19 protein-coding genes and 1 pseudogene are annotated in these 21,778 nt (G+C 54.4%); 7 read left to right on the forward strand and 13 right to left on the reverse strand.

The genetic code is table 11. From position 1 onward, the window contains the following. Positions 1-461 precede the first annotated feature (461 nt). The 10 genes from F556_RS0132645 to F556_RS0132690 form a co-directional block, all read right to left on the reverse strand. The gene (locus F556_RS0132645; protein WP_020621213.1) at positions 462-3,149 is read right to left on the reverse strand and encodes a DEAD/DEAH box helicase family protein; all 2,688 of its coding nucleotides are present in this window, start codon (positions 3,147-3,149) and stop codon (positions 462-464) included. A gap of 363 nt (positions 3,150-3,512) precedes the next feature. After that, a complete protein-coding gene (locus F556_RS0132650; RefSeq protein ID WP_020621214.1) occupies positions 3,513-4,679 on the reverse strand; it encodes an MFS transporter in 1,167 nt (388 codons plus the stop codon). Positions 4,680-4,850: 171 nt separating this feature from the next. After that, a complete protein-coding gene (locus tag F556_RS0132655) occupies positions 4,851-5,324 on the reverse strand; it encodes an N-acetyltransferase (protein ID WP_051108825.1) in 474 nt (157 codons plus the stop codon). Positions 5,325-5,372: 48 nt separating this feature from the next. Next, positions 5,373-6,299, reverse strand: a complete 927-nt coding sequence (locus tag F556_RS0132660; RefSeq protein ID WP_020621216.1) for a pentapeptide repeat-containing protein — start codon at positions 6,297-6,299, stop codon at positions 5,373-5,375. Between the two features lie 113 nt (positions 6,300-6,412). Next, positions 6,413-8,233 carry an ABC transporter ATP-binding protein gene (locus F556_RS0132665; protein WP_020621217.1) on the reverse strand — a complete coding sequence of 607 codons (1,821 nt, stop codon included), beginning with the start codon at positions 8,231-8,233 and terminating at the stop codon, positions 6,413-6,415. Further along, entirely contained in the window at positions 8,230-9,957 is a 1,728-nt protein-coding gene (locus tag F556_RS0132670) for an ABC transporter ATP-binding protein (RefSeq protein WP_020621218.1), read from the reverse strand. The genes F556_RS0132665 and F556_RS0132670 overlap by 4 nt, the downstream gene beginning before the upstream one ends. Before the next feature lie 5 nt (positions 9,958-9,962). Continuing rightward, complete coding sequence (locus F556_RS0132675; protein ID WP_020621219.1) at positions 9,963-10,406, reverse strand: MarR family winged helix-turn-helix transcriptional regulator; 444 nt, start codon at positions 10,404-10,406, stop codon at positions 9,963-9,965. 142 nt (positions 10,407-10,548) lie between these two features. Beyond that, positions 10,549-10,725 (reverse strand): hypothetical protein, encoded by a 177-nt coding sequence (locus F556_RS0132680; RefSeq protein ID WP_157273055.1) that lies wholly within the window; start codon positions 10,723-10,725, stop codon positions 10,549-10,551. Positions 10,726-10,763: 38 nt separating this feature from the next. Then, a complete protein-coding gene (locus F556_RS0132685) occupies positions 10,764-10,988 on the reverse strand; it encodes a hypothetical protein (protein WP_020621221.1) in 225 nt (74 codons plus the stop codon). 33 nt (positions 10,989-11,021) lie between these two features. Further along, positions 11,022-13,220, reverse strand: coding sequence for an ATP-dependent helicase (locus tag F556_RS0132690; RefSeq protein ID WP_020621222.1), 2,199 nt, complete (start codon positions 13,218-13,220; stop codon positions 11,022-11,024). Positions 13,221-13,422: 202 nt separating this feature from the next. Here F556_RS0132690 and F556_RS35940 point away from each other — a divergent pair, with 202 nt between their 5' ends. The 5 genes from F556_RS35940 to F556_RS0132715 all read left to right on the forward strand — a co-directional run bounded on the left by F556_RS35940 (position 13,423) and on the right by F556_RS0132715 (position 17,115). Next, positions 13,423-14,427 carry a LytTR family transcriptional regulator DNA-binding domain-containing protein gene (locus F556_RS35940; RefSeq protein WP_020621223.1) on the forward strand — a complete coding sequence of 335 codons (1,005 nt, stop codon included), beginning with the start codon at positions 13,423-13,425 and terminating at the stop codon, positions 14,425-14,427. Positions 14,428-14,435: 8 nt separating this feature from the next. After that, positions 14,436-15,131 (forward strand): ABC transporter permease, encoded by a 696-nt coding sequence (locus F556_RS0132700; RefSeq protein ID WP_020621224.1) that lies wholly within the window; start codon positions 14,436-14,438, stop codon positions 15,129-15,131. Between the two features lie 162 nt (positions 15,132-15,293). Then, a complete protein-coding gene (locus tag F556_RS0132705) occupies positions 15,294-15,593 on the forward strand; it encodes a YfzA family protein (protein ID WP_020621225.1) in 300 nt (99 codons plus the stop codon). 26 nt (positions 15,594-15,619) lie between these two features. Then, on the forward strand, positions 15,620-16,477 hold the full coding sequence (locus F556_RS0132710; protein WP_020621226.1) for an ABC transporter ATP-binding protein: 858 nt from the start codon (positions 15,620-15,622) through the stop codon (positions 16,475-16,477). Further along, positions 16,474-17,115 carry an ABC-2 transporter permease gene (locus F556_RS0132715; RefSeq protein WP_020621227.1) on the forward strand — a complete coding sequence of 214 codons (642 nt, stop codon included), beginning with the start codon at positions 16,474-16,476 and terminating at the stop codon, positions 17,113-17,115. The genes F556_RS0132710 and F556_RS0132715 overlap by 4 nt, the downstream gene beginning before the upstream one ends. 132 nt (positions 17,116-17,247) lie before the next feature. On the opposite strand, the gene catA is transcribed toward F556_RS0132715, so the two are convergent. Continuing rightward, positions 17,248-17,901, reverse strand: coding sequence for a type A chloramphenicol O-acetyltransferase (gene catA / locus F556_RS0132720; protein ID WP_020621228.1), 654 nt, complete (start codon positions 17,899-17,901; stop codon positions 17,248-17,250). Between the two features lie 405 nt (positions 17,902-18,306). On the opposite strand from catA, the gene F556_RS0132730 reads away from it, so the two are divergent. Together F556_RS0132730 and F556_RS0132735 are read left to right on the forward strand one after the other, a co-directional pair. After that, the gene (locus F556_RS0132730) at positions 18,307-18,813 is read left to right on the forward strand and encodes a hypothetical protein (protein ID WP_020621230.1); all 507 of its coding nucleotides are present in this window, start codon (positions 18,307-18,309) and stop codon (positions 18,811-18,813) included. 46 nt (positions 18,814-18,859) lie between these two features. Next, on the forward strand, positions 18,860-19,366 hold the full coding sequence (locus tag F556_RS0132735) for a hypothetical protein (RefSeq protein WP_020621231.1): 507 nt from the start codon (positions 18,860-18,862) through the stop codon (positions 19,364-19,366). Between the two features lie 322 nt (positions 19,367-19,688). On the opposite strand, the gene asd is transcribed toward F556_RS0132735, so the two are convergent. Both asd and F556_RS39330 read right to left on the reverse strand, forming a co-directional pair. After that, on the reverse strand, positions 19,689-20,774 hold the full coding sequence (gene asd, locus F556_RS0132740; protein ID WP_020621232.1) for an aspartate-semialdehyde dehydrogenase: 1,086 nt from the start codon (positions 20,772-20,774) through the stop codon (positions 19,689-19,691). Positions 20,775-21,609: 835 nt separating this feature from the next. After that, positions 21,610-21,778 (reverse strand): annotated as a pseudogene (locus F556_RS39330) (IS256 family transposase); the annotation flags it as partial.

Here is a 21,778-nt window from a genome sequence, read left to right on the forward strand (position 1 = left end):
AGGAGGCCGTCCCCGTATTCATCCCAAACGGTATCCCAAGCGTCGGTTACTCTTCTATTAGAACCAAGTGATGAGGTTTTTAATTGCATAACTAACTAAAAAAAGTCTTGTTCTCCTAGCTTATTTGAGGTGTGTCCATTTAAAGTTACTGCTCGTGCGGTAGTAACAAAGACCACTCCATGCGGGCGTAACTACAAAAGAGTACGATGCCTCCAACTGCATGGAACATGAGGCCTTTGATTGAACACTTTTCGTCCTTGCATGTTAAATTGTTTGCAAGGTTTCTGGGATCTATGAGCAAATAGAGGAAGAATGGTGTGTTACAGCGCTCGGGTGGTGGATCTATCGGCAAATAGAGGAAGAAAGGTGCCTTATTGCTGGCGGGTGGCGGGCGCACGTTATCTACATCAAACAAAAAGCCAGATGACATTGGCATCATCTGGCTCAGAATAGGCCGAGCGTCAGCGCCACGCACTGATTCGCTCGGACTTGGTCTGGAAATGGGCGGACATCGCCCGGCCCCTTGCAGTGAGAAGAACTCGGCGCCCCTCCGGCGTCCGAGTGTAGACTAGCGCGGCTGGATCCACCTTTTTCTGCCAATGGGCCAGAAACTGCTCGGCATGGATTTTGCGGCGGCCAACCACTTCGGGCAGGGCATGGTAATCCCGTCTTTTGCCCAGCGGTCCCCGTGATTCCCGGTAGAGCAGATAACGCGGATTGTCGATCGGCTCCAGCACCTGGCGCAGCGCCTCAAGGAACACCGTCTGCTCTTGGGTTGTACCACCCTTCAGCCAACAAGCAAAAACGCCATCCTGTTCTTCAATCCCGATACGCTGCAAGCTTGGTTCCTCCTGCACGAGCTCCATATCATACAGCGTCGCGTATACCGTCCAGCCCACCTGGCGCATGCTGGACTCCAGCGAACGGTGCCGGATTGCGAGCCGAGCTGCGCGGACGAGCCAGAATCCGCCTATCAGAACACCCAGGCTGAGAGCCAGCAGCAAGGTTAGCCACCACGGCATATCTGATTGGAGCAGCCGATACTCGGATAGCAGCTCCAGTATGACTCCGATAAAGGTACCCAAGGCAGTAATGAGCAGCGCCTTGATGGTCTCCCCATAGATAAGGGGACGGGGCGCCAGGTCATCTAACGCCAACAGTTCCTCAGCCATTCCGCCGCCCAGTGCGATTGCAGCCAGCCACTTCTCATGCAGTTGGCCTCGCCGCTTGGCCCGCTCCAGCGTGTCCCAGTTCAGCTGGGCGATCCGCTCAGGCGGATATGCCTCTTGGTCCATGCCCATACGCGCGATTCCCGATTCGATCGTCTCTCCGTCGATGGACAAGCCGACTAAGGAGCGGAACCTTCTACCCAAAGCTTCCAGATCCTGCCCGCCGCCCCGGATCCCTGAATCCACACAGGCGAGATGCCAGATCGCCGATGCCTTACCGGGATTCCCCCGCTCCGTGCGAATGGCGCGCCCCCTCATCTGGTTGGAGAGCATGAATGATCCCACATAGGAGGCCAAAATCAGCGAATTGATGCTTGGCGCATCCCACCCCTCGCCGAGCAAGGCCGCCGTGCCAATGAGGATGTGGACGCCCCCCCGGGTAAATACCTCCGTCATTATCGCCACCATCTGAGAACGATTGGCGTCCCTAACCTCCAGCGCAAGGTAGGCAGGATCATGAGGAAGCGGTCGGGTATGCAACTGCAACCCCAGTGCAGCAGCACATTCCTGAGCAACCGGAAGCGCCGATAGCGGCAGCACGACCAGCGACCCGGTCAGAATTGCGGGCTCCAGTCCTCCCGCCCGTCGGCGAATCAGCTCGAAGACCGGGACGACACCCAGCCGGCTTAACGGCTGCATGTCCTCCGGTGATTTCGGCATATCCTCTCGGCGGATGTAATCCGAAAGAATGACCATCCGCAGCTGCGGCCCCAACTGCTCCTTCTCAAAACCAACGATTCGCTCGATACTGCTCAGCTTGGAAGCACTATGAACGAGGGAACGGTCAAAGGATGGCGTAGAGCGAAGATACACCTTGCGACGCTCAACCGCCCCCATCCTGTTCAACTGCTTGGCAAGCGTCTTCAGCTCTGCGTGGTCTGTATCAATCTGCTCATCCTGGTATAGTACGCCGGTCAGCAGCTCTTCCAGCCATTCCTCATCCAGCGCTGGCATCTGCTTGGCCTTCATGCCTAAAATCTGCAGTGCTCCCTCCCACTCCGGACGGCCGGTTGCTCGCAGGAAGATGGCTATGCTGGAGTAGTAGGCCGGTGCAGCCAAGATTGCCTCCAGATGCTGCTCTGGCTCGCGGATCCAAGGATGCTCCGCCAGTTGGCGGATCAGTTCCTGCTGCTGCAGCAGTTCATCCCGCAGCCGGGACGTTTCGGCACGGAAGGCTCGCAGCGGTCCGGCCTCGGACTCATCCGGAGTAGAGAGATAAATATAATCCTGATGCGGGCACAGCTCCCCCTCACGCACCAGCTCGGGAACACTGATCTCAGCGTCAATCGGTCCGCAGAGCTCTTCGTAGCGCTGCCACTCCCGGGGCTGTACATCATAGGGGGGCGTTGCAGTCAGTGCAATGAGCGCCGGTCGCTCCAGCTCCTTGCGGAACTTTAGCGTACTGCGCCACCATGCGGTCCGCAAATGATGTGCTTCGTCAAGGATGAGTGTCCGGAAACCCATCTGCCGGATCGCTGACAGCGCGTCCGGCGCGAGGTCCTCATCCTCGGAGGGCTGCTCCAGTTCTCCGTCCGCGGAAACCTCGGCATCCGCCCCTTCGTCTGCCCCGTCAGCTTCATTCTTGTACAGACTATGAAGCGCCTGATACGTCGTCACAGTAACGAAGCCCGGCTGCTTGAGCGAGGTCGACAGCCAGTCTGGCCGTTCCTTCGTCTGCAGGAATAGCTCGGTAAACCGGTCCGCCCATTGCTGCTTGATGGTGAGTGTCGGCGCAACGATAAGCGTCGGCTGATTCATCCGCAGCATGACCTCCAGACCCAGAACAGTCTTGCCTGAGCCAGGCGGGGCTACAAGATGCAGATGTCTGGTTCGTAGATGCTGTTCCAATTGGTCCAAGATGCGCTGCTGATAAGAGCGCCAGGGATAGCAGAACGTAATATGTGCAGGAAATTGTCGCATGGCATCCTCCCAAACCATTGATCGCTGAACGGCTCAATATTTCTTGTACCCCCCATTGTATCATAGGGAAGGCTCCTATTCATGACGTGCGGCGGAAGGAGCGGGTGCGGATCACGAAAAACGCCTGTCGGTGGATCTATGAGCAAATAAAGGAAGAAAGGTGTGTTACAGCGCACGGTTGGTGGATCTACGAGCGAATAGAGGAAGAATGGTGCGCTACTGCCGGCGGGTGGCGGACTTGCGATCCAATAGAGGAAGAAAAGTGTGTTACAGCAGACGGATGGCGGGCAAAGAAAAAAAGCGCTCCGGGAGCGCTTTTCTTACTAAAGTCTTGCGGGTCCTGCTTCAATCAAACGTGCATGCTCACTTGCCGGGCTTCATTGTAATCTTCGCCTGCAGACTGCTGCCGACAATGATCTGCAGTGTCATCATCACCAGCACGGCACCCATCAGGCCATACAGCGCCAGTTGGAAGTTGCCGGTCCAATCCAGCGCTCGGCCAACAAGCAGCGGACCCGCCGCCCCCAAGACGTAGCCGCCGCCCTGGTTCAATGCGGACCAGGAGCTGACCTCCTCCGGCCGACGGGTCACAATGAACGGCAGCAGCAGAGCCAGCGGGAACAAGCCTCCGGCACCGATGCCGATCAGCAGTCCGCTGACAAGCGGTGAAGCACCGCCCAACAGCAGGGCTAGGCCGATCAGCTCACTGATACTGCACAACACCAGCCACATCGCCAGCCGCTGATAGCGTGCCGCCAGCCAACCGATCAAGAAGCTCATCGGCAGCTGAATCAATGTGAAGACGGTCAGGATTAAGCCACCCTCCTGCTTGGTGTAGCCCATCGATTCGGCAATCGGCGCCAACCAGGCGGTCATCGAGTAGAAGATACTCGCCATCAAACCAAACATTAGCGTCAAAAGCCAGGCCTTTTTGTCCCCGAGCGGCAACCGATAGCCGGCCGTCCCTGGTGAGACAGGTGCCGGACGGGCGGCAACCAGCCCCCAGCAGAGCACGGCTGCGGCGGCCAGCAGTCCCCAACTCGCCAGTGCGTTCTGCCAGGAACCGCCCAGCCATTCGTAGAGCGGCACAGAGAAGGCAGCAGCCAGCGCCGCACCCAGGACGAGTGAAGCGGAATACACGCTGATTAGCAGCGAACCGTTAGCGAAGCGCTGACGGATGAAACCGGACAGCAGCGGTCCCGCAATACCAATGCCGACGCCTGAGAGAAACGCAGTCAGGATGAGCAAGGTCGAGGAGCCTGCAAAAGCGCGTATTGCAGTGGACACGCCTATGAGCACCATGGCGCCAAGAATCGCGCGTTCCACTCCGAGACGGCGTCCGAGTGTCACGGCCAGCGGGGCAAAAACGCCCATGCACAGAACCGGCAGCGAAGTTAGTAGACTGACAGCAAGCCCGCTCATGCCCAGCTCGGTCTGGAACTCACCGAGCAGAGGAGGAACGGATGTGATGACTGGACGCATATTAAGTGAAGCCAGGATGATGGCTATTACGAAGAGAAGTATAGGCATAGCAGCAAGTTTCCTTTCGGGTTAAACCATTAACGAGTCTAATCCTTGAATAGTGTATGTTTGATGCGATAAATCATTCCCGGACGCAGCAGCGCCCGGAGCAAGATACGCCAAGCCCCGCCGGGTCGGCTCAACCGGCGGGGCTTGGGACGGCAGCAGCCGTTAGCGATGCTAGGAGGAACGTGCCCAGACCATGACGAACTCTTGCTCGCCGGTATGGGGGTCCGCGCATTCCTCGGTAATGTCGAAGCCTTGCAGCTTATAAAAACGGACGGCTGACTCGTTTTTCTGATAGACCTGCAGGTTCAATTGGGAACGCAAAGATTTGGCGTGGTTCAGTAACGCCTTACCGTAGCCCTTGCCTTGCTGCGCCTCGTCGACGAACAGCGCGGCAACGCGCGTGTCCATCAATGAGATGAAGCCCGATGCTTCTCCGTCTGATTCCAAGACATAGGACTCCGCTGCCGGCAGATACTGCTGGGCCATCGCCTCCCGCTGGCCTTCCCAATACGAGGCCGGGATAAAGGCATGAGAAATCTGGGAGCAGCGTTCCCACACATCGACAAGCCGTGGGATGTCGGCCGTTGTGCTACTTCTGATCTGAATGGCATATCCCTCCGAACATTTATCTTCAATCGTCTTCATCCCACAATAACGAATCATGGCAGGTTTGGCAACCCCTAGCTTGCTAAATCAGTCCCAGTGTGATGGCCGTTCCAGGCCAGCGGGCAAGCGTGTGCGAGCGTCGCCCTTGGCGGAGCGTAGCTGCATCCGCGTCAGGAAAACACTGCCGGATAAGTCGGCGCCACGCAGATCCGCATCCCGAAGATCCGCGCCAATCCAATCGGCCGAACGCAGATCTGCGTTCCGCAGGTCCGCAGCAAGCATGAGCGCCCCCCGCAGGTTGGCGCCTCGCAGGTCAGCGCCTCTCAACTTAGCGCCGATGTAATCACCGCTGCGGGCGCCCGGCGCTTCCCCCTGAGCTCCCTGCCCGCGCCGCTTCAATCCCTGGCGGCCACCTCCGCCAGCCTTGCCGCTGCTACGTTCTCCGCTGCGCCCGCCGCTTGCTCCGCCATCGCGAGGTGCTGCTGCACGCACCAGCTCGCTGACGCGCAGCAGCACAGGCCCTACCGTGGCACGGTGAGCCGGAATGTCCAGCTCCAGCACCTCATTCGGCGGCAGCAGCCTCAGCGCCTGGATTGCAGCGAGCCGTTCGCGCAGCTCGCTCGTCAGCTCAGCAGCAGCCGGCAGCCTAAGCGCCTCCTCGAGAAACAACAGCATCTCGTGCAGCTGCTGCATCACCGGCAGCAGCTCGTACATCTCGCTTGCCTGCTCCGGATGAGACAGCGGATCGCGGCCAGCATAAGTGATCTGAGAGATATGCTGTCCTGCACCATGGCAATCATAGACCGTGCAGCCCCGGAAGCCCCGGTCACGCAGCGCCGTGTGGATCCCGCAACGGTAATCCTCCCGCAGGTTTTTGCACGGAGAGCCGGACGACTTGTCCATGGCAAAATCCGCAGATTTGGCAAATGGCAAAGCGATACAGCACAACCCGAAGCACCGTTCACAATCCCCGCTCAACCGTTCTCGATAATTCTCTTCATTCCCTTGTGTCATTCTGCTTCTCCCCTGCCCTGCTCATAATCAAAACCGCCCCCACACCGCAACATCCGGCATGAAGGCGGTCGTCGATCGACGGCCACGGCCGTGCGTCAAAGGTTCCATTCTTCTTAAGCCGTATCCGGCTCCGAGAACTGGCTGTTGTAGAGATCGGCATAGAAGCCTTCCTGAGCCAACAGCTCCTGATGCGTGCCCTGCTCGATGATTTCTCCTTGGTTCATCACCAGGATGAGATCCGCATCCTTGATGGTCGACAAGCGATGGGCAATGACGAAGCTGGTGCGGCCCTTCATAATGGCCTTCATCGCCTTCTGAATATTCATCTCCGTACGCGTATCGACACTACTCGTCGCCTCATCCAGGATAAGAATCCGCGGATCGGAAATGATGGCCCGAGCGATTGTCAGCAGCTGACGCTGGCCCTGCGAAATATTGGTCGCATCCTCACCCAGCACCGTGTCATAGCCATCCGGCAGCTTACGGATGAAATCATCCGCATATGCTGCCTGCGCCGCCGCGATAACTTCGTCCTCCGTTGCGCCTTCCTTGCCATAAGCAATATTGTCGCGAATCGTGCCGTTAAACAGCCATGTATCCTGAATTACCATCGCATATTCGCCGCGCACCTGCTCCCGGCTCATCTTCCGGTAATCCGTCTCCCCTATTTGCAGACTACCGCCATCAATTTCGTAAAATCGCATCAGCAGGTTGATCATGGTTGTTTTGCCGGCTCCGGTAGGTCCGACGATCGCAATCGTCTGCCCTTCTTCCGCTGCCAGATTCAGACCGCGGATGATCGGCTTGCCTGCTTCGTAGCCGAAGCTAACATCCCGGAACGTCACTCGTCCGTCGACACTGCCCGGCTTGAGAGTAGCCGGCGTCTCGCGCGGCTCTTCCTCTTCATCGAGCAGCGTGAATACACGCTCTGCAGAGGCCAGTGCCGTTTGAATCATATTCGCAATACCGGCAGCCTGGATGAGCGGCTGGTTCAATTGCTGGGTGTACTGGATGAAGGCCTGCACGCCACCAAGAGGAATACTTCCACCCAACACCAGTATCGCACCGACAATTGTCACGACGACATAACCCAAATTGCTCACGAACATCATCAGCGGCATCATCAGTCCCGAGAAGAACTGCGCCCGCCAGTTGGCCTGATACAATTTGTCATTCATTTCATCAAAGGTTTCTACCGCCCGATCCTCGTAACCATAAGCTTTGACTACCTGGTGACCACTGTACATTTCCTCGATATGGCCGTTAACGCCTCCGAGCTCGGTCTGCTGCCGGATAAACTGCTTCTGCGAACGGGAAGCGATAAAGCGGATAATAATTGCACTAAGCGGCAAGGTGAGCAGCGTCACCAAGGTCAGCCACGGACTGATCCAGAGCATCATGACGATGATACCAATCACTGTGATGACCGAGGTAATAATCTGCATCAGCGCTTGCTGCAGCGAGTTATTAATATTGTCGATGTCATTGACGGCCCGACTCAACAGGTCACCATGCGAATGCTTGTCAAAATATCGTAGAGGCATGCGCGAGAGCTTCTCGTTTACCTCTTTACGAAGACCCGCAATCGTCGTCTGCGCTACCCCCGCCATAATAAACTGCTGCAGAAAGGTAAAGAATGCGGAAGCCAGGTACAGGACTGCCAATAGAATCAGGATCCGGTTTATAAAATCAAAATCCACATTGGTCCCGGTCATAAAGCTCTCGTACAGGGACGTGGTTGCATCCCCTAACAGCTTGGGACTGATGACGTTGAACAGCGTCCCAAGCAAGGCAAGAAACGCAATGGTAATCAGCCGCAGCTGCATAGGCTTCAAGTACCCCAACAGACGACGCAGCGTTTTCTTCGCGTCCTTGGGCTTCTGCCCAGGCATCATCGCGGCTGCCCCGGGGCCATGTCCTCTTGGTCCACTCATGCGCTCTCCTCCTTTGTCTGCTGGGATGCGACGATTTCCTGATAGACCTCATTGGTAGCCAGGAGTTCGTCATGCGTACCAATGCCAGCGACCTTGCCTTCGTTCAGCACAATAATTTGGTCGGCATCGACCACCGTGCTGATCCGTTGGGCGACGATGAGTACGACGGCTTCCCGCAGCTCATCCTTCAGAGCTGCCCTGAGCCGGGCATCGGTCTTGTAGTCGAGCGCCGAGAAGCTGTCGTCGAACAGATAGATATCTGTCTTCCTTGCCAATGCGCGGGCAATCGAGAGCCTCTGCTTCTGGCCGCCCGAGAGATTGCCCCCGCCCTGACTGACCTCACTGGCCAAACCGCCCTCGCGCGTGTCAACGAAGTCAGCCGCCTGAGCAATCGTCAGCGCATGCCGTACCTGCTCTTCTGTCATTCCCTCATTGCCGAATCGAACATTGTCCTCAATCGTGCCCCGGAAGAGGGAAGCTTTTTGCGGGACGTAACCGATCGACTCTCGCAGCTCCTTCAACGGCAGCTGCCGGACATCGGTACCCCCGATCTGCACGCTGCCCGACTCCGCATCATAGAACCGGGGAATCATCTGCAGCAGGGTGGTTTTGCCCGCGCCCGTACTTCCGATAATCGCTGTCGTCTCGCCAGCCTGGGCTTCAAAGGAGATGGCATCCAGCACTGGCCTTGCAGCGCCCTCGTAACGGAAGGTCACGTCCTTGAACACCAGGGACGCTCCCCGTCCGCTTCCCTTGTCAGTCGTAGCGGCATCACGGATGGAGGATTGCAGCTGCAGCACTTCGTTAATCCGCTTGGCCGAGGCTTGGGCCCGGGGGATCATAACGAGTGCCATCGATAGCATAATCAGCGACATCAGAATCATCATCGCGTACTGCAGGAAGGCCATCATATTCCCGATCTGCATAGTACCTTGATCTACGCGAATACCGCCAAAGTAGATAATAGAGATGCTCGTAAAGTTCATCACGATGAGCATAACGGGGAACATGTAAGCGAGCAGCCGGTTGACCTTGATTCCGGTATCCCGGTAGTCTTCATTGGCTACATTGAAACGCCGCTTCTCATCGTCCACCCGGTTAAAGGCCCGGATGACACGGACGCCAATCAAGGATTCGCGGAGAATCAGATTGAGGCGATCAGTCTTCTTCTGGAGCGCCCCGAACAAGGGAACGGCGAAGCGAACGATTAGCATGATCGCTCCCGCCAGAATCGGCAGGGACGCCAGAAATATTAACGAGAGCTGCGCATCCCGAGAGATGGCGAGAATGAGACCGCCAACCATCATAATCGGCGCACGGGTCATCATCCCCAGCATCATATTCACCACATCCTGCACCTGCCGGATATCATTCGTCGTGCGGGTGATGAGCGAGGCGGGTCCGAATTTTTCGAACTCCTGCATGGACAGTCCTTCGACCTGAACGAACAGACGACGGCGCACATCCCGGCCAAAGCCAGAGGATACCCGCGAGGTCAGATACGATACGGTCACGGTCATCACCGCTGCCAGCAATGCGCAGACGAGCATCCATCCACCAGTACGATAAATATAGGGCATGTCATCGTTCACGATGCCGACATCAACCAGGTTCGCCATCAGGGTGGGCAAATAAAGCTCCAACATAATGGCGGCAAAAATAGCAACAATAATTAACGAAATCTGCCGGGTATACGGCTTCAGATAACGGAACAGTTGAAGCAAGCTCCTCACCCCTTCTTGGAAAGCGTCTCTTCCATATAATCCATGGCTTTATGCATTAACTCCGCCAGCTTGTAGCTATCCTCGGGTCCGAGCCGTTCGGCCAATCCTGCAAATAGCTTGTGAAAAAAATCATGCACGCCCGCCGCAGCCTCCAGCCCTTGCTCGGTTAACCCGATCTGCACCATGCGGCGGTCCTGGGTATCCCGTCTGCGGACGATCAAGTTGCCTTCTTCCATTTGATTTAACAACTGCGTGACAAAGGGCGATGTCACATGCATCGCCCGGCTCAGCTCATTCACCTTCATCCCCTCGGGATGCACGCGTTTGAGCAGCATCAACAGCCGGGTCTCATTAATTTTGTGATCTGTGGCCGCGTGTGCCTTGGCATCATGCTCCTTGCGGTGCATTCGCCAATACGCTTCAATCAGCTCGCTCGCACCCTCCGTCATTGACCCAGCCTCCTTTACAGTTATGTAAATAGATAAGTTAATTACTTATTAGTATAATTGTCGATAGACCTGAAATCAACCCGTCTTAATCTCAAGCCACAGCTCTGGACATTCCTACCAGGAGCTGTGGCTGTTCTAGGCTTCAGTTCCTGATGCTCATCGCCTCAAAGGCATGGCTCGTAACGCATTTTTGCAGCCATTCCACTGGTACGCCATCCGCCGCTGCTGCAGGAAAAAAGTCCTGAAACATGAGATGATAGGACCGAATTGTTCCACCGCCAGGTTCTCCAACCGTATACCAGCCCGTATCTTGCGACAACAGCACTCGATGTTGGACCCCGATAGCCGACAATCCTTTCAGCAGGGCAACCTGTTCCTGAAAGCCCAGTCGACCATTGTGTTACAGCCTGCTGCTTTTAATTGAAGCAGCAATGGTGCAATACGAGAGACCACTTCATCCCGGTCATAATCGTCGGGCGATAGGCGTCCTTCTTCCACGAATCCTACAAGCACATGCTCGTGCTCCAAGATTACTCCCGCTTGCTCCGCATTCACTTGACCTCTAACCGTTTGCAATGTCATACCTGACTCATCTCCTTTTTTTCATGCTCTCCCTTACCCCAGCCGCTCCAGTAGGCGCTTCTCCAGGCAGATCTGGACCGACAGCTTGCGGGGGCCGCTGGAGAAGGTGATCTCCACGGTGTCGCCCTCCAGGCTCGTCACCTCGCCGCGGCCGATCAGGCGGTGCTTCAGCTCCATGCCAACCGAGAGCTCCGAACCGTCTGTTATCGTACGCGGTCCAATGGGAGGCAGCTCCTCCGTCTTGCCGCTACGCCCCGATACGCGCACGCCGCCGCCCGGCACCTCCGCCTGCGGATTTTGAATCCCCCGTACCCGCGACACGAAGCCGGACTCCTCCGTCTTCGTCTCCTCGTTGCGGCGGTACAGGAGCAGCTCCAGATGCCGCTTGGCCCGGGTCATGCCCACGTAGAACAAGCGGGCGGCCTCCTCCATCAGGTCCTCGCTTTCCCGGTCCGCGCTTGACGGCACGACGCCCTCGATCAGATCGACCATGTATACCCGCTCGAATTCCAAACCCTTGGCGCTATGAAAGGTCGACAACGTCACCGCCTGTCCGCCCCTTCTTGCCCTGGATGCTCCGAGCGCCGACTGCAAGTGCTGAAGCCGCGCCGCAAAGGCCTCCATCGTCTCCTGGGTTCCGGCAATCTCCTCCAGCGTACCCAGCATGGCCAGCAAAAAGTCCTTGCGGTAGCCCAACCTTTTGCACATCGTCTCCAGTGCCTTGTCGTAGCCGAGCCGGCCGCGGATCACCCGGATGGCTGACAAGGGCGGCATGCCTTTCATTTCCCGAAACGTATCTCTCGCTTCCTCCAGCAGCTTGGGCTGATAATCCTTGAGCTGCACATGCGTCAGCAGGTTGTCGAAGACGGATTCGCCGTTATCAATCTGCCGCAGCACCGCCATCTGATGCTTGCTGATATACCCGCTCATCCGCAGATGAATGCGCTCCAGCAGCTCCGGACGCCGGTCGGTGAAGGTCATGCGCATAAAGTTCAGAATATCCTGGGTCACCCAGTGGGAGAAGAAACGGTTATCCCGATCCTTCATATAGAACGGCACACCCGCCAAGTCCAGCTCGTGCATCAGCAGGATTGATGAGGCATTGTTCCGGTACAACACCGCTGTTTCCGCCAAATTCTCAGCCTGCTGCACCTGCTGGACCACGTAACGTGCTTGCTCATACGGATCGCCCAGCTGATGGATGCGGATCGGCTCTGCGGACGGGTTGGCTGTATGCATCCGCTTGGGGTAGCGCTGCCGGTTGCGCTCGATGAAGCGGGCAGCCGTCTCGACGATTTCCTGGGAGGAGCGGTAGTTCTGCTCCATATAGAGAATCTGGGCTTCCGGGTAGATGTCACGGAACCTCAGCAAATACGAAGGCTCCGCCCCGCGCCAGCTATAGATACTCTGGTCATCGTCACCGACGACGCACAGATTGCGATGCTTCGCAGACAACCGCGCCATGATCGCATGCTGGACCAGCGAGGTGTCCTGACTTTCGTCCGTGAGGATATAGTCATAACGCTCCTGGTAGCGGCGCAGCAGCGCTTCATCCTCGGCCAACGCCTGCTCGCCAATGGTCAGCATATCGTCATAGTCCATGAGCCGTTTGATGTAGCCTGATTCCTTGAATGTCTCATAGGCTTGCAGCAGCTCATCAGCCTGTGGCACATCGGTCTTCACCTGCGACCAGTGCTCGCGCGACAGCATCCGGTTCTTAACCGCGCTGATGTAGGCCGTCACTTCCTCCATCTGATCCTCAGCCAGCACATTGCTCGTGAGACGGCGGTAGAGCTCGCGCAGCATCGCCCGCTTCTGAAGCGGCACCCCGTCTGCCGAGGTCTCCCCTTCGCCGTCCTTCCCTTCTCCTTCAATGAGCTGGAAGGGCTGCCGCAGCCGGCGTAGATGCTCCCGCACGATCTCGTAGGTCAGACTGTGAATCGTTGAAAAGGCGGGCGGCATCATGCCCGGGAACAATCGTCCGTAGCGATCCTTCATATCCTGCGCGGATGCCCGGCTGAACGTGACAGCTTTGATCCGCTCGGGAGAAGCCCCCTTCACCTGGATTAGATAGCCGATTCGCATAATCATCGTTGTTGTTTTGCCTGAGCCCGGTACGGCAAGCAGCAGCAGCGGTCCCTCTGTTGTCGTGACGGCCTGATGCTGAATCGCGTTCAGCTCCACGCCCGCTTCCTTACGTACCACATCCAAAAAAGCCTGTTCGTCTTTCATTTTCCAATCCCTTCCCCACTCGCAATGACCGTCCCCACTCGTACCATTCCCTGTCCGGAGACGGACCGTTATGCTTCTATTATAGCTTGTATCGGCGCCGGTTCCGATTGAAAGATTTGTCTATCTGCCAAAATGCCGATACACTAGTCCATAGAGCATACATGCAATGACCGTCCCATAACTCAAATCAAGGAGTCTTACCATGTCCTTAACGATCCAAATGTCTTCTATCATTAAAGGTAATACGGTGCTGCTGCCTGATATTGATGTTGCCATTGAGCCAGGCAAGCCCATCGCCATACAAAGTGATATCGAGTGGCTGGAGCCCTTTTATAGCTCGTTTCTAAAAAACGCGTCCTCGTTGCTCGCCTCCTCCGGACAGCAGGCGATCCAAGTGCCGTTTGTGTACCTGCAGTCGGACGGGCTCTATGCGCGATTGACGCCGCGGCAGCAGATCCGGTTCTGGAGCAAGCTCTCAGGTCAGCGAGCGGACGAAAGCAATATATTGGAAATCTGTGACCTTGCCCCAGTGGCCGACAAACGGATCAAGCATCTGACAGGCCAAGAGCATCGACGCCTTCATTATGCACGGAGCCTTGTCATGCCAAGTCCGGTCTGTCTGTTTGACCAGCCGATTCTTCATGCGGATCGTCAGACCAAGCAGGCGTTTTTCACCTTGTTGGCGCACTTGTCGGACCGCCATGTCATCGTGACCAGCACCTCGCTGGAGGAGGCAATACAGCTAGGCAAGCCCTACCGCTTGAACGAGCGCGGCCTTCATGCCTTAAGCGATGCGCTAGACCAAGCAGACAAGGCCGAACAGACAGACCAGGCCGAGGATGTCCTTTCCCAGCCAGCTGCCACGCCGTTCAAGCTCCAGAAGATCACCGCCAAGGCCGAGGACAAAATCATTTTGTTCGACCCGCTGGAGATCGATTATGTGGAGAGCAGCGAGGGCCAGTCCAAACTGTATGTGAACAGTGAAACGTTCGATACCCCCATTCCACTGAAGGAATTGGAGCAGCGCCTGAGTCCATTGGGCTTCTTTCGTTGTCATCGGTCTTATCTCGTCAATCTGCAGCGGGTCCGGGAGATCATCGTATGGAGCAAGAACAGCTACAGCCTGAGCCTGGATGACCGCAAGCGCACTACTGTACCGCTATCCAAAGGAAATTACGCCACACTCAAAGAAATGCTGCAGATGTAGGGGGCCTTATGACAAGACAACAATTCCGCACATTACTCTACAAAGAAATGCATGATCTGCGTTCCAATGGCCAGGCCCTCGTTTTGCTATTTATTCCATTTTCAGGTTTGGCCTCTTTGTTTTTTCAAGACCGATCGCCTTCCTGGAGCTTTCTAATTATCTTTACCCTCATGTTCCTGCCTTTGTTTATGATGGGCTTTCTGCTGGTCCAGGAAAAGGAGCAACGCACCTGGCGCCTCCTTCATCAACAGGGCTATAAGCTGACAAGTCTTCTTAGTGTCAAAGCTCTGCTTGCCTGCGTAATCACGCTTGCGTCCTGCTTTGTCATTGCGTGGCTTGGTGGCGTGAGCCTTTTCTTCAGTATCCTGGTCGTGCTGTATAGCATTCCGTGCGTCCTGATGATGCTCTCCCTCGGCGCACTTCTCGGAGCCTTGTCCAAGAATACGATCGAGGTTAGTTTCTGGGGGACACCAATCATCATCATTTTTATTGCCCTGGAAATAATCAATCGTCTGCTGTCGAATCATGAATGGTCGTTTCTGATGAAGCTTCTCCCCAATCACGTGTTTGCCGAAGGTCTGGAGAATATCGTAGAGGCACCTGGAGCAGCCTTCGTTTACCCCTTCTTTTATTTCATTTTCCTAGCTGGAGTCTTTGCTCTATTGGCCCTCTATATGCTAAGGAAACGTGCTTATACCTTCTAGCCTTGCCTATGCGCAAGGCTTTTTTTATTCCTCTCTGGCTCCATTCAAGGCCATTCTCCCTCTTTTGGCGGGGTTTTTAAGGCAGCGATTGATGATCTCCTCTATCCTTATCTCATACGCAGCAGTTGACTATACCCTATCCAACGAAAGGAAGTGATTCGTATGGGAGACCCCACAGCGACTCCCTCCAGTCGACTGAAGTCTTGGGTAACGACCGTGCTGGTGTTTCTACTCGTACAGTTGATTTTTCTAACGATGGACTTCTTCGCTTTATACCCGAACCTAAGAGAGCAAGGCAATTTCGCCCGATCGATTATGGATGCCTTGCCTGATGAACTGTTCACCACCTGGTTCGCTCCTTACGATTTTCTGTTCTTTAACTTTGTAACAGCGGTTATGGTTGTGGCCATTGTGCTTGCGGCACTAAAGGATGTAATAGTGTATATTTTTTCCAGAAAATAATTCATGTATGCAAGGAGGCTTACTTCATGTCATCCATTCTCGAATTAGAAGATGTAACGAAGCGGTTCACGAACTCTTCCTTTGCCTTGAAGGGAATCTCCTTCTCCATTCCCTATGGCTCTATTGTCGGGTTCATCGGCGAGAACGGCGCAGGTAAAACAACCACGATGGGGACCATTATCGGCACGTTGAAGAAGGACGACGGTGTTATTCGCATGCTTGGCAAGGAAGTTGATCGGGATCAGGTAGCGGCAAAAGAGGACTTGGGCGTGGTCTTCGACAATATGAACTTCTCCAAAAATTTGAATGCGGTCCAGTTAGGCCACGTGCTCAGCCACATCTACCAGAGGTGGGATGCAAGTCAATATCGCGGATATCTGGAGCGCTTCCGGTTGCCGACGGATAAGAATATCGAGCATTTCTCAAGGGGAATGTCGATGAAGCTCTCCCTGGCCGTGGCCCTCTCCCATGAGGCGAAGGTGTTTATCCTAGATGAAGCAACGGCCGGGCTGGACCCGGTGGGCAGGGAGGAGATTCTTGAGGTGTTGCTGGATGTAGTGAAGGATAAAGATCGCGGCGTGTTAATGTCCTCGCATATTACGAGTGATATTGAAAAAGTGGCGGATCGGCTGATTTTCATCAAAAACGGGGAAATTCTGCTCAACGTCTCCAAAGATTCGCTCGTATCCGATTACGCGATCTTGACGTGCACCCCGGAAGAATATCAGTCTGTTCCTCAAGAGATTGTAGCGGCCTATCGCAAGAAGGATGACGGAATTGATGTCCTTGTCACGCCGATTGACACATTGCCTGCAACGTTCAACCGGAGACCGTTCTCCGTGGACGAGGTAACTCTGTTGCTTATGCGAGGTGAGACCAAATGAGAGGACTTCTGCTCAACCATTACTATTCTACGGATAAAAGTATCCGGAACGCCCTGCTCCTCACGGTGTTCGTCAGCCTTGGGCTTCATCTTGCCCAACAGTCGATCGCCCTTCGAGCCGCTGCATTTGTCCCCTTCATTCTGATGATCCAGCCGGCTTTTGAAGTATTGAAGCATGATGCGATGTCCGGATGGAACAAATTTGTTTTTACGCTGCCGCTAAGACGCAGCCAGCTGGTAAGGAGCCATTACATTTGGCTGCTGCTGCTTCTTGCGACAGGCACGCTTATTGCCTATGGGTTGTTTTTTGGGACGACATTCTTTATCGATTCCCCTTCGGCCGATACCTTCTATAACTTCTCGCTGCGCGCGATCGGCATCGTCCTCTGTATGGGGGCATTGTCGTACCCACTCACCTTCTGGTGGGGGACCGAGAAGTCCGATCAAATCACCCTGATGAGCGTCGGCTTCGGCCTGGGTATGTTCTTCCTGGTCTCAATGGGCCTGCTGCTCTTCGTGGGTGCGGATGCCCCCAGCTATGACCGGATCTTCTCGATCAGTCTGGTGGCTGTATCCTTGCTTGTTTATCTTCTATCGTATGGAATCTCTGTGTGGATCTACAAGAACAAGGAAGGTTAACTAACGGGAGGACTGTGTACGAATGACCCGGATGGACTGCCGCTTCGGCCATTCTTCAACAGTCCGAGTTCGAACAATAATCCGTGTGGAAGAAGCTCCGGATGTGACTCCGGAGCTTCGTTTGGTTTAAATTTACGGTAGCCATTCCCTGCACTGATCCGCTCTCTCCTGCAGCTCCCGGTACAACAGGCCAGCGTGATAGCCGTCGCATACCGCATGGTGAAGCTGAATGGACAGCGGCAGCCGCGTGGCTCCATTGTGCTCGGCATACTGCCCCATCGTGAAGATCGGACGCAGGAACAGCCCTTCATTGTGGATATTGAGATTGAAGCTGGTGAAATTCACCCAGGTAATGCTCGATACCGGAAACGTATGCGGCGGTTCATCCGGCTTGGCTGCCAGCTTGCGTACATTGCCGTATGTCCTCGTATCATGCTGGTAGCTCTCGTAAAACGCCGGAAATGACTCCTCGTATGGTGTCCAGATCGACGAAAATGTCTGATCCTCCTCATGAAACACCGTATAGGCGGGCCATACCTGTTCCCAATACCCAAGCCGCCCCTCATCATCCAGCCATGTCCGAAACGCCTGATGGCGATTGACGACAGTAGCCAGCATATGAATCAAAACCGGGTACAGCTTGATACCCCTTGCCCGAACCTCTGTCAAAAGCGTGGTAAGATCGAGTTCGGCTGTCATGCTAAAGGTGCAGCGTACATGCTGCATGTAGTGGTTGTAATAGGGCGCGCGGGCCCACTTGTTCAAGTTTATGGGGTGAAATTTCATGGTTAACCTCCTAAAATTGTAATGGCATTATTTTAGGAGGTAAAATCCACTGCTTTGACCATATCCGTTCACGTTCCTTTGGTAGGCAGCCCTCAACAAGGCGCCTTCGATTACGTCTAGTATAGCGTTACTTCAGGTCATAGGAAACCTTTTGCACAGCTTTTCTGAGGATAAATCTGTCTGAAAAGGTTGTCGCGTACCAACAGGTATAGTAGGGTTAAAGAGGACTCTTAGGTTTGAGGTGATTACGAATGCATTTTGTTTGGACAAATATTTTTATTATGATTGGTGGACTTTTCTTCATCTTGGCGATGCTCGGCATCGCGGTGTATTACTTTATTAGGAGAATGCTATAGCGCGGTCCTCGATACGACAAGCAGAGAGGCGAGCAGAGAGGATGAGACTATGCGCAATTTCTTGATCACGGTTGTCATATTCGGCGTCCTGCTGACTGCTGGCTTTTATGTGAACCAGCATTTTGCTCCTGTCCCTTCCCTGGAGCGTCAAATTCCGAAGCTCGACTCTTCGTTTAACCGTTTTGTGCATCTGGATACGCATGACGGTATAGAGATCGGATTCTATAAGGATCAAGAGGGCTGGCTGGGTGTAGGCTTGCTAGAGCCCTCTGTTAATAAAGAAGCGCACCGACTCGGCAATACAGCCCTTCCGTCTCGTCATGGATCAATGTCTGCCTCACGTACTTTGGCGTCCACTGGCGATTACTTTCTCTATGGTGCGATTGGAAATCCATCCGTGACGCAGGTATACGTGAATGACACTCCTTGCGACACATTCAAACTGGACGAAACAGCGTTGTGGTATTGTTTCTTTGAAGAGCGTCCCGCTTCGGAGGAAATCCAGGGCAGGGATGCCGCGGGCTCGGTTCGGTATCGGTCTTCGCGGGGCGGATAGAACTCGGGAAACTAGCTATAGCGACGTCTCGGATTAGGAGGTGGCTATGAGAAGACTACCCGTAACACTTAGCCTGGGCCTGCTGGTGGGGATTGGTGCTGTGATGCTCTATTTCTACTCTACGGCAGTACCGTCTATTGAAAAGCGAATTTCTTCTGCCATCCCCTCCTATGATCGAGTGCTCTATATGGAGTCCCACGAAAATCTTGAGGCAGCCTTTTATTGGACAACGGAGCAGCAGCTCGGTCTAGCTTTAGGGGAAGCGGATCGGAATCAACTCCACTTGCTGGGCATGGTGGATTCACATGATGTCCATGGTTTGAGCTATACAGCTGCAGAGTTTGATGAGCTGGATGTGTATGTGGCGTATGGCGTCGTTAGCAATCCCTCGATTGAGCATATCCTGGTTAATGGGAACTCAACCGAGATGATGACGACTGAGGTGGCGCGAGTATGGTTTTATATGGCTGACGAGTCATTTCAAACCCTCGACATTATAGGCTTAGATGAAGAAGAGCGTGTCGTATACAATAGTCGAGATTGGTTGGAATAGGATGCTTAGCAAGTTAGCACAGCAAGCCGTCATTGCCCCAGCCGTCACACCTAACTTACTTCCTTACGCTAACGACCGCCACGGCACTTATTTCAGCTCTATACAGCCCTTTTCCAACCTAACAGCCAAACATCAAGGTAAAACGGCTGCCCCTAAGAGTTTTGCAAAGCAAAACTGGCTTCGATAGCATGCGGCTTCGCAAGTTTCATTCTGGAGACTGAAAAGCTGATCTATAGACGAAACCTATATATTTTTTTCATTTAAGCAAAAACGGGTCGCCTCAGGGCGACCCGTTTTGTATTGTGCAGCTTATTTGTATAACTTACTTCGCAGTAATGTAGCCTTCTGCTTTGAGCAGCTCGGCAATCAAGACGGCACCGCCAGCAGCACCACGCAAGGTGTTGTGCGAAAGGCCAACGAATTTGAAATCGTACAGCGAGTCTTCACGCAGACGGCCAGCAGATACGCCCATGCCGCCTTCGATGTCGCGGTCCAGCTTAGTTTGCGGACGGTTTTCTTCCTCGAAGTACGTGATAAACTGCTTTGGCGCGCTTGGCAGCTCCAGCTCCTGCGGACGGCCTCGGTAGGCCTGCCAGCGGTTCAGAATTTCTTCTTTGGACGGCTTGTTCTCGAAGTTCACAAAGACTGTCGCCAAGTGTCCATCAGTTACTGGCACACGGATACACTGAGTCGTGATCTGCGGTGAGTTGGCTTTGACGATCTGCTCCCCATCAATGCTACCCCAGATTCGCAGCGGCTCCTGCTCGCTTTTTTCTTCTTCCCCACCGATGTACGGGATCACGTTGTCGAGCATTTCCGGCCAGTCGGTGAAGTTTTTGCCTGCACCCGAAATGGCTTGGTACGTTGATGCGACTACAGTGGTCGGCTTGAACTCTTGCAGCGCGTGCAGCGCTGGTACGTAGCTCTGAATCGAGCAGTTCGGCTTAACAGCGATGAAGCCAGTCGATGTGCCCAGCCGCTTGCGCTGCGTTTCGATAATATCCAGGTGCCCTGGATTGATTTCTGGAATGACCATCGGTACATCCGGCGTCCAGCGGTGAGCCGAGTTGTTGGAAACTACTGGCGTACCGGTTTTGGCATAGGCCTCTTCCAGCGCTTTGATCTCGTCCTTCTTCATATCTACAGCACAAAGAATGAAATCCACCCCGCCTGCGACCGCTTCGACTTCGGCTGCATCTTGCACGATGATCCCTTTTACCGCATCCGGAATTGGCGTGTCGAGCTTCCAACGTCCTTGTACTGATTCCTCATAGGTTTTGCCTGCCGAATTACGGCTCGCCGCAATTGCAGTGACCTCAAACCACGGATGCCCATCCAACAATTGGACGAACCGTTGCCCTACCATGCCTGTTCCTCCGACGATACCTGCTCTCAATTTTGCTGTCATACTGTCTCTCCCATCCTTTCCTCTATTCGCTTACTGTTAGCCCGATTGCTTCGCTTGATGTACCGTATGCCCCGAATCGACCATATTCTACTGTCTGCGGCCCGGAAGCCTGTAAAAACCAAAAAATCTCATCCCCAAGACAACTGTCTCAGGGACGAGATTAACATTCTCGTGGTACCACCCGGATTCGCCGATATGTTGCCATATCCGCCTCTTCAAGTACGGCCTCGCCAAGCGTCGCGTATACTCTAGCTCTATAACAGGAGCTCCTGTCACACCATCCTCCGCTTAACGCAGATTCCAATGTGCCGCTCAGGGTCTTTGTTCGATCAGGTTCGCCTTACTCCTTCTCAGCTACCGGAGCTCTCTGATAACGCGTGTACCTGTCTACTGGTCCCTTCACTGCGTTTGCATGTTGGCAACATTATAACAGATTGACGGGGGGATTTCAAATCGGCACGTGCAAATTGGGCTTCAGAACGGTATAGTAATTTTATGGAAGTAACAACTGTCAAAATACTTCTTTTTTTCTTAATTGCGATTTTGATTCTTATCCATACGGTTTTGAAAAGAAAGGGTAGTAGTTAAAGCGCAACGCCTTATCTGTGCACTGAACCACTCATTTTTTGAGTATGTACGCTTATACCCCCAATGGGCTGTTAACGTAGAATTATGGAGTATATTTTCCGTTATTTCTTAGATCTAGGGGTGAAACCGGTAGCGTCAAGAAGTTTGTGTAAGCAGGGAACAACTCCCAACGAGTGGCGTGTAATTAGGTGTTGAAATAGATAGACGAGTGTAGCCCAAGCGAAGGCGCGGGAGCCCGAAGGGTGGTTTAGGTTTCCTCCTCCCTTGTCGGATAACGCTCCTCAAAGAGCGCCTGGAGTTTCTCCTTCACCAGAGCATCATTAAATCCACGGATGACGCGGCTCTCAAAACGCTCGTTGTAGGTTGTCACCTCTAGGTAAACGATCTTCTCCGCCGCGTCCATATTGGTCAGACTG

It is taken from the genome of Paenibacillus daejeonensis DSM 15491, from assembly GCF_000378385.1.
GTDB lineage: Bacteria > Bacillota > Bacilli > Paenibacillales > Paenibacillaceae > Paenibacillus_D > Paenibacillus_D daejeonensis.

Bases quoted from the DNA above. Each gene is read 5' to 3' on its own strand.
- F556_RS0132650 (WP_020621214.1), bottom strand. From the start codon at position 4,679: ATGCCTATACTTCTCTTCGTAATAGCCATCATCCTGGCTTCACTTAAT.
- F556_RS0132675 (WP_020621219.1), bottom strand. From the start codon at position 10,406: ATGACGGAGGGTGCGAGCGAGCTGATTGAAGCGTATTGGCGAATGCAC.
- F556_RS0132705 (WP_020621225.1), top strand. From the start codon at position 15,294: ATGGGAGACCCCACAGCGACTCCCTCCAGTCGACTGAAGTCTTGGGTA.
- F556_RS0132655 (WP_051108825.1), bottom strand. From the start codon at position 5,324: ATGAAGACGATTGAAGATAAATGTTCGGAGGGATATGCCATTCAGATC.
- F556_RS35940 (WP_020621223.1), top strand. From the start codon at position 13,423: ATGTCCTTAACGATCCAAATGTCTTCTATCATTAAAGGTAATACGGTG.
- F556_RS0132685 (WP_020621221.1), bottom strand. From the start codon at position 10,988: ATGACATTGCAAACGGTTAGAGGTCAAGTGAATGCGGAGCAAGCGGGA.
- F556_RS0132700 (WP_020621224.1), top strand. From the start codon at position 14,436: ATGACAAGACAACAATTCCGCACATTACTCTACAAAGAAATGCATGAT.
- F556_RS0132660 (WP_020621216.1), bottom strand. From the start codon at position 6,299: ATGACACAAGGGAATGAAGAGAATTATCGAGAACGGTTGAGCGGGGAT.
- F556_RS0132690 (WP_020621222.1), bottom strand. From the start codon at position 13,220: ATGAAAGACGAACAGGCTTTTTTGGATGTGGTACGTAAGGAAGCGGGC.
- F556_RS0132710 (WP_020621226.1), top strand. From the start codon at position 15,620: ATGTCATCCATTCTCGAATTAGAAGATGTAACGAAGCGGTTCACGAAC.
- F556_RS0132730 (WP_020621230.1), top strand. From the start codon at position 18,307: ATGCGCAATTTCTTGATCACGGTTGTCATATTCGGCGTCCTGCTGACT.
- F556_RS0132665 (WP_020621217.1), bottom strand. From the start codon at position 8,233: ATGAGTGGACCAAGAGGACATGGCCCCGGGGCAGCCGCGATGATGCCT.
- catA (WP_020621228.1), bottom strand. From the start codon at position 17,901: ATGAAATTTCACCCCATAAACTTGAACAAGTGGGCCCGCGCGCCCTAT.
- asd (WP_020621232.1), bottom strand. From the start codon at position 20,774: ATGACAGCAAAATTGAGAGCAGGTATCGTCGGAGGAACAGGCATGGTA.
- F556_RS0132715 (WP_020621227.1), top strand. From the start codon at position 16,474: ATGAGAGGACTTCTGCTCAACCATTACTATTCTACGGATAAAAGTATC.
- F556_RS0132735 (WP_020621231.1), top strand. From the start codon at position 18,860: ATGAGAAGACTACCCGTAACACTTAGCCTGGGCCTGCTGGTGGGGATT.
- F556_RS0132645 (WP_020621213.1), bottom strand. From the start codon at position 3,149: ATGCGACAATTTCCTGCACATATTACGTTCTGCTATCCCTGGCGCTCT.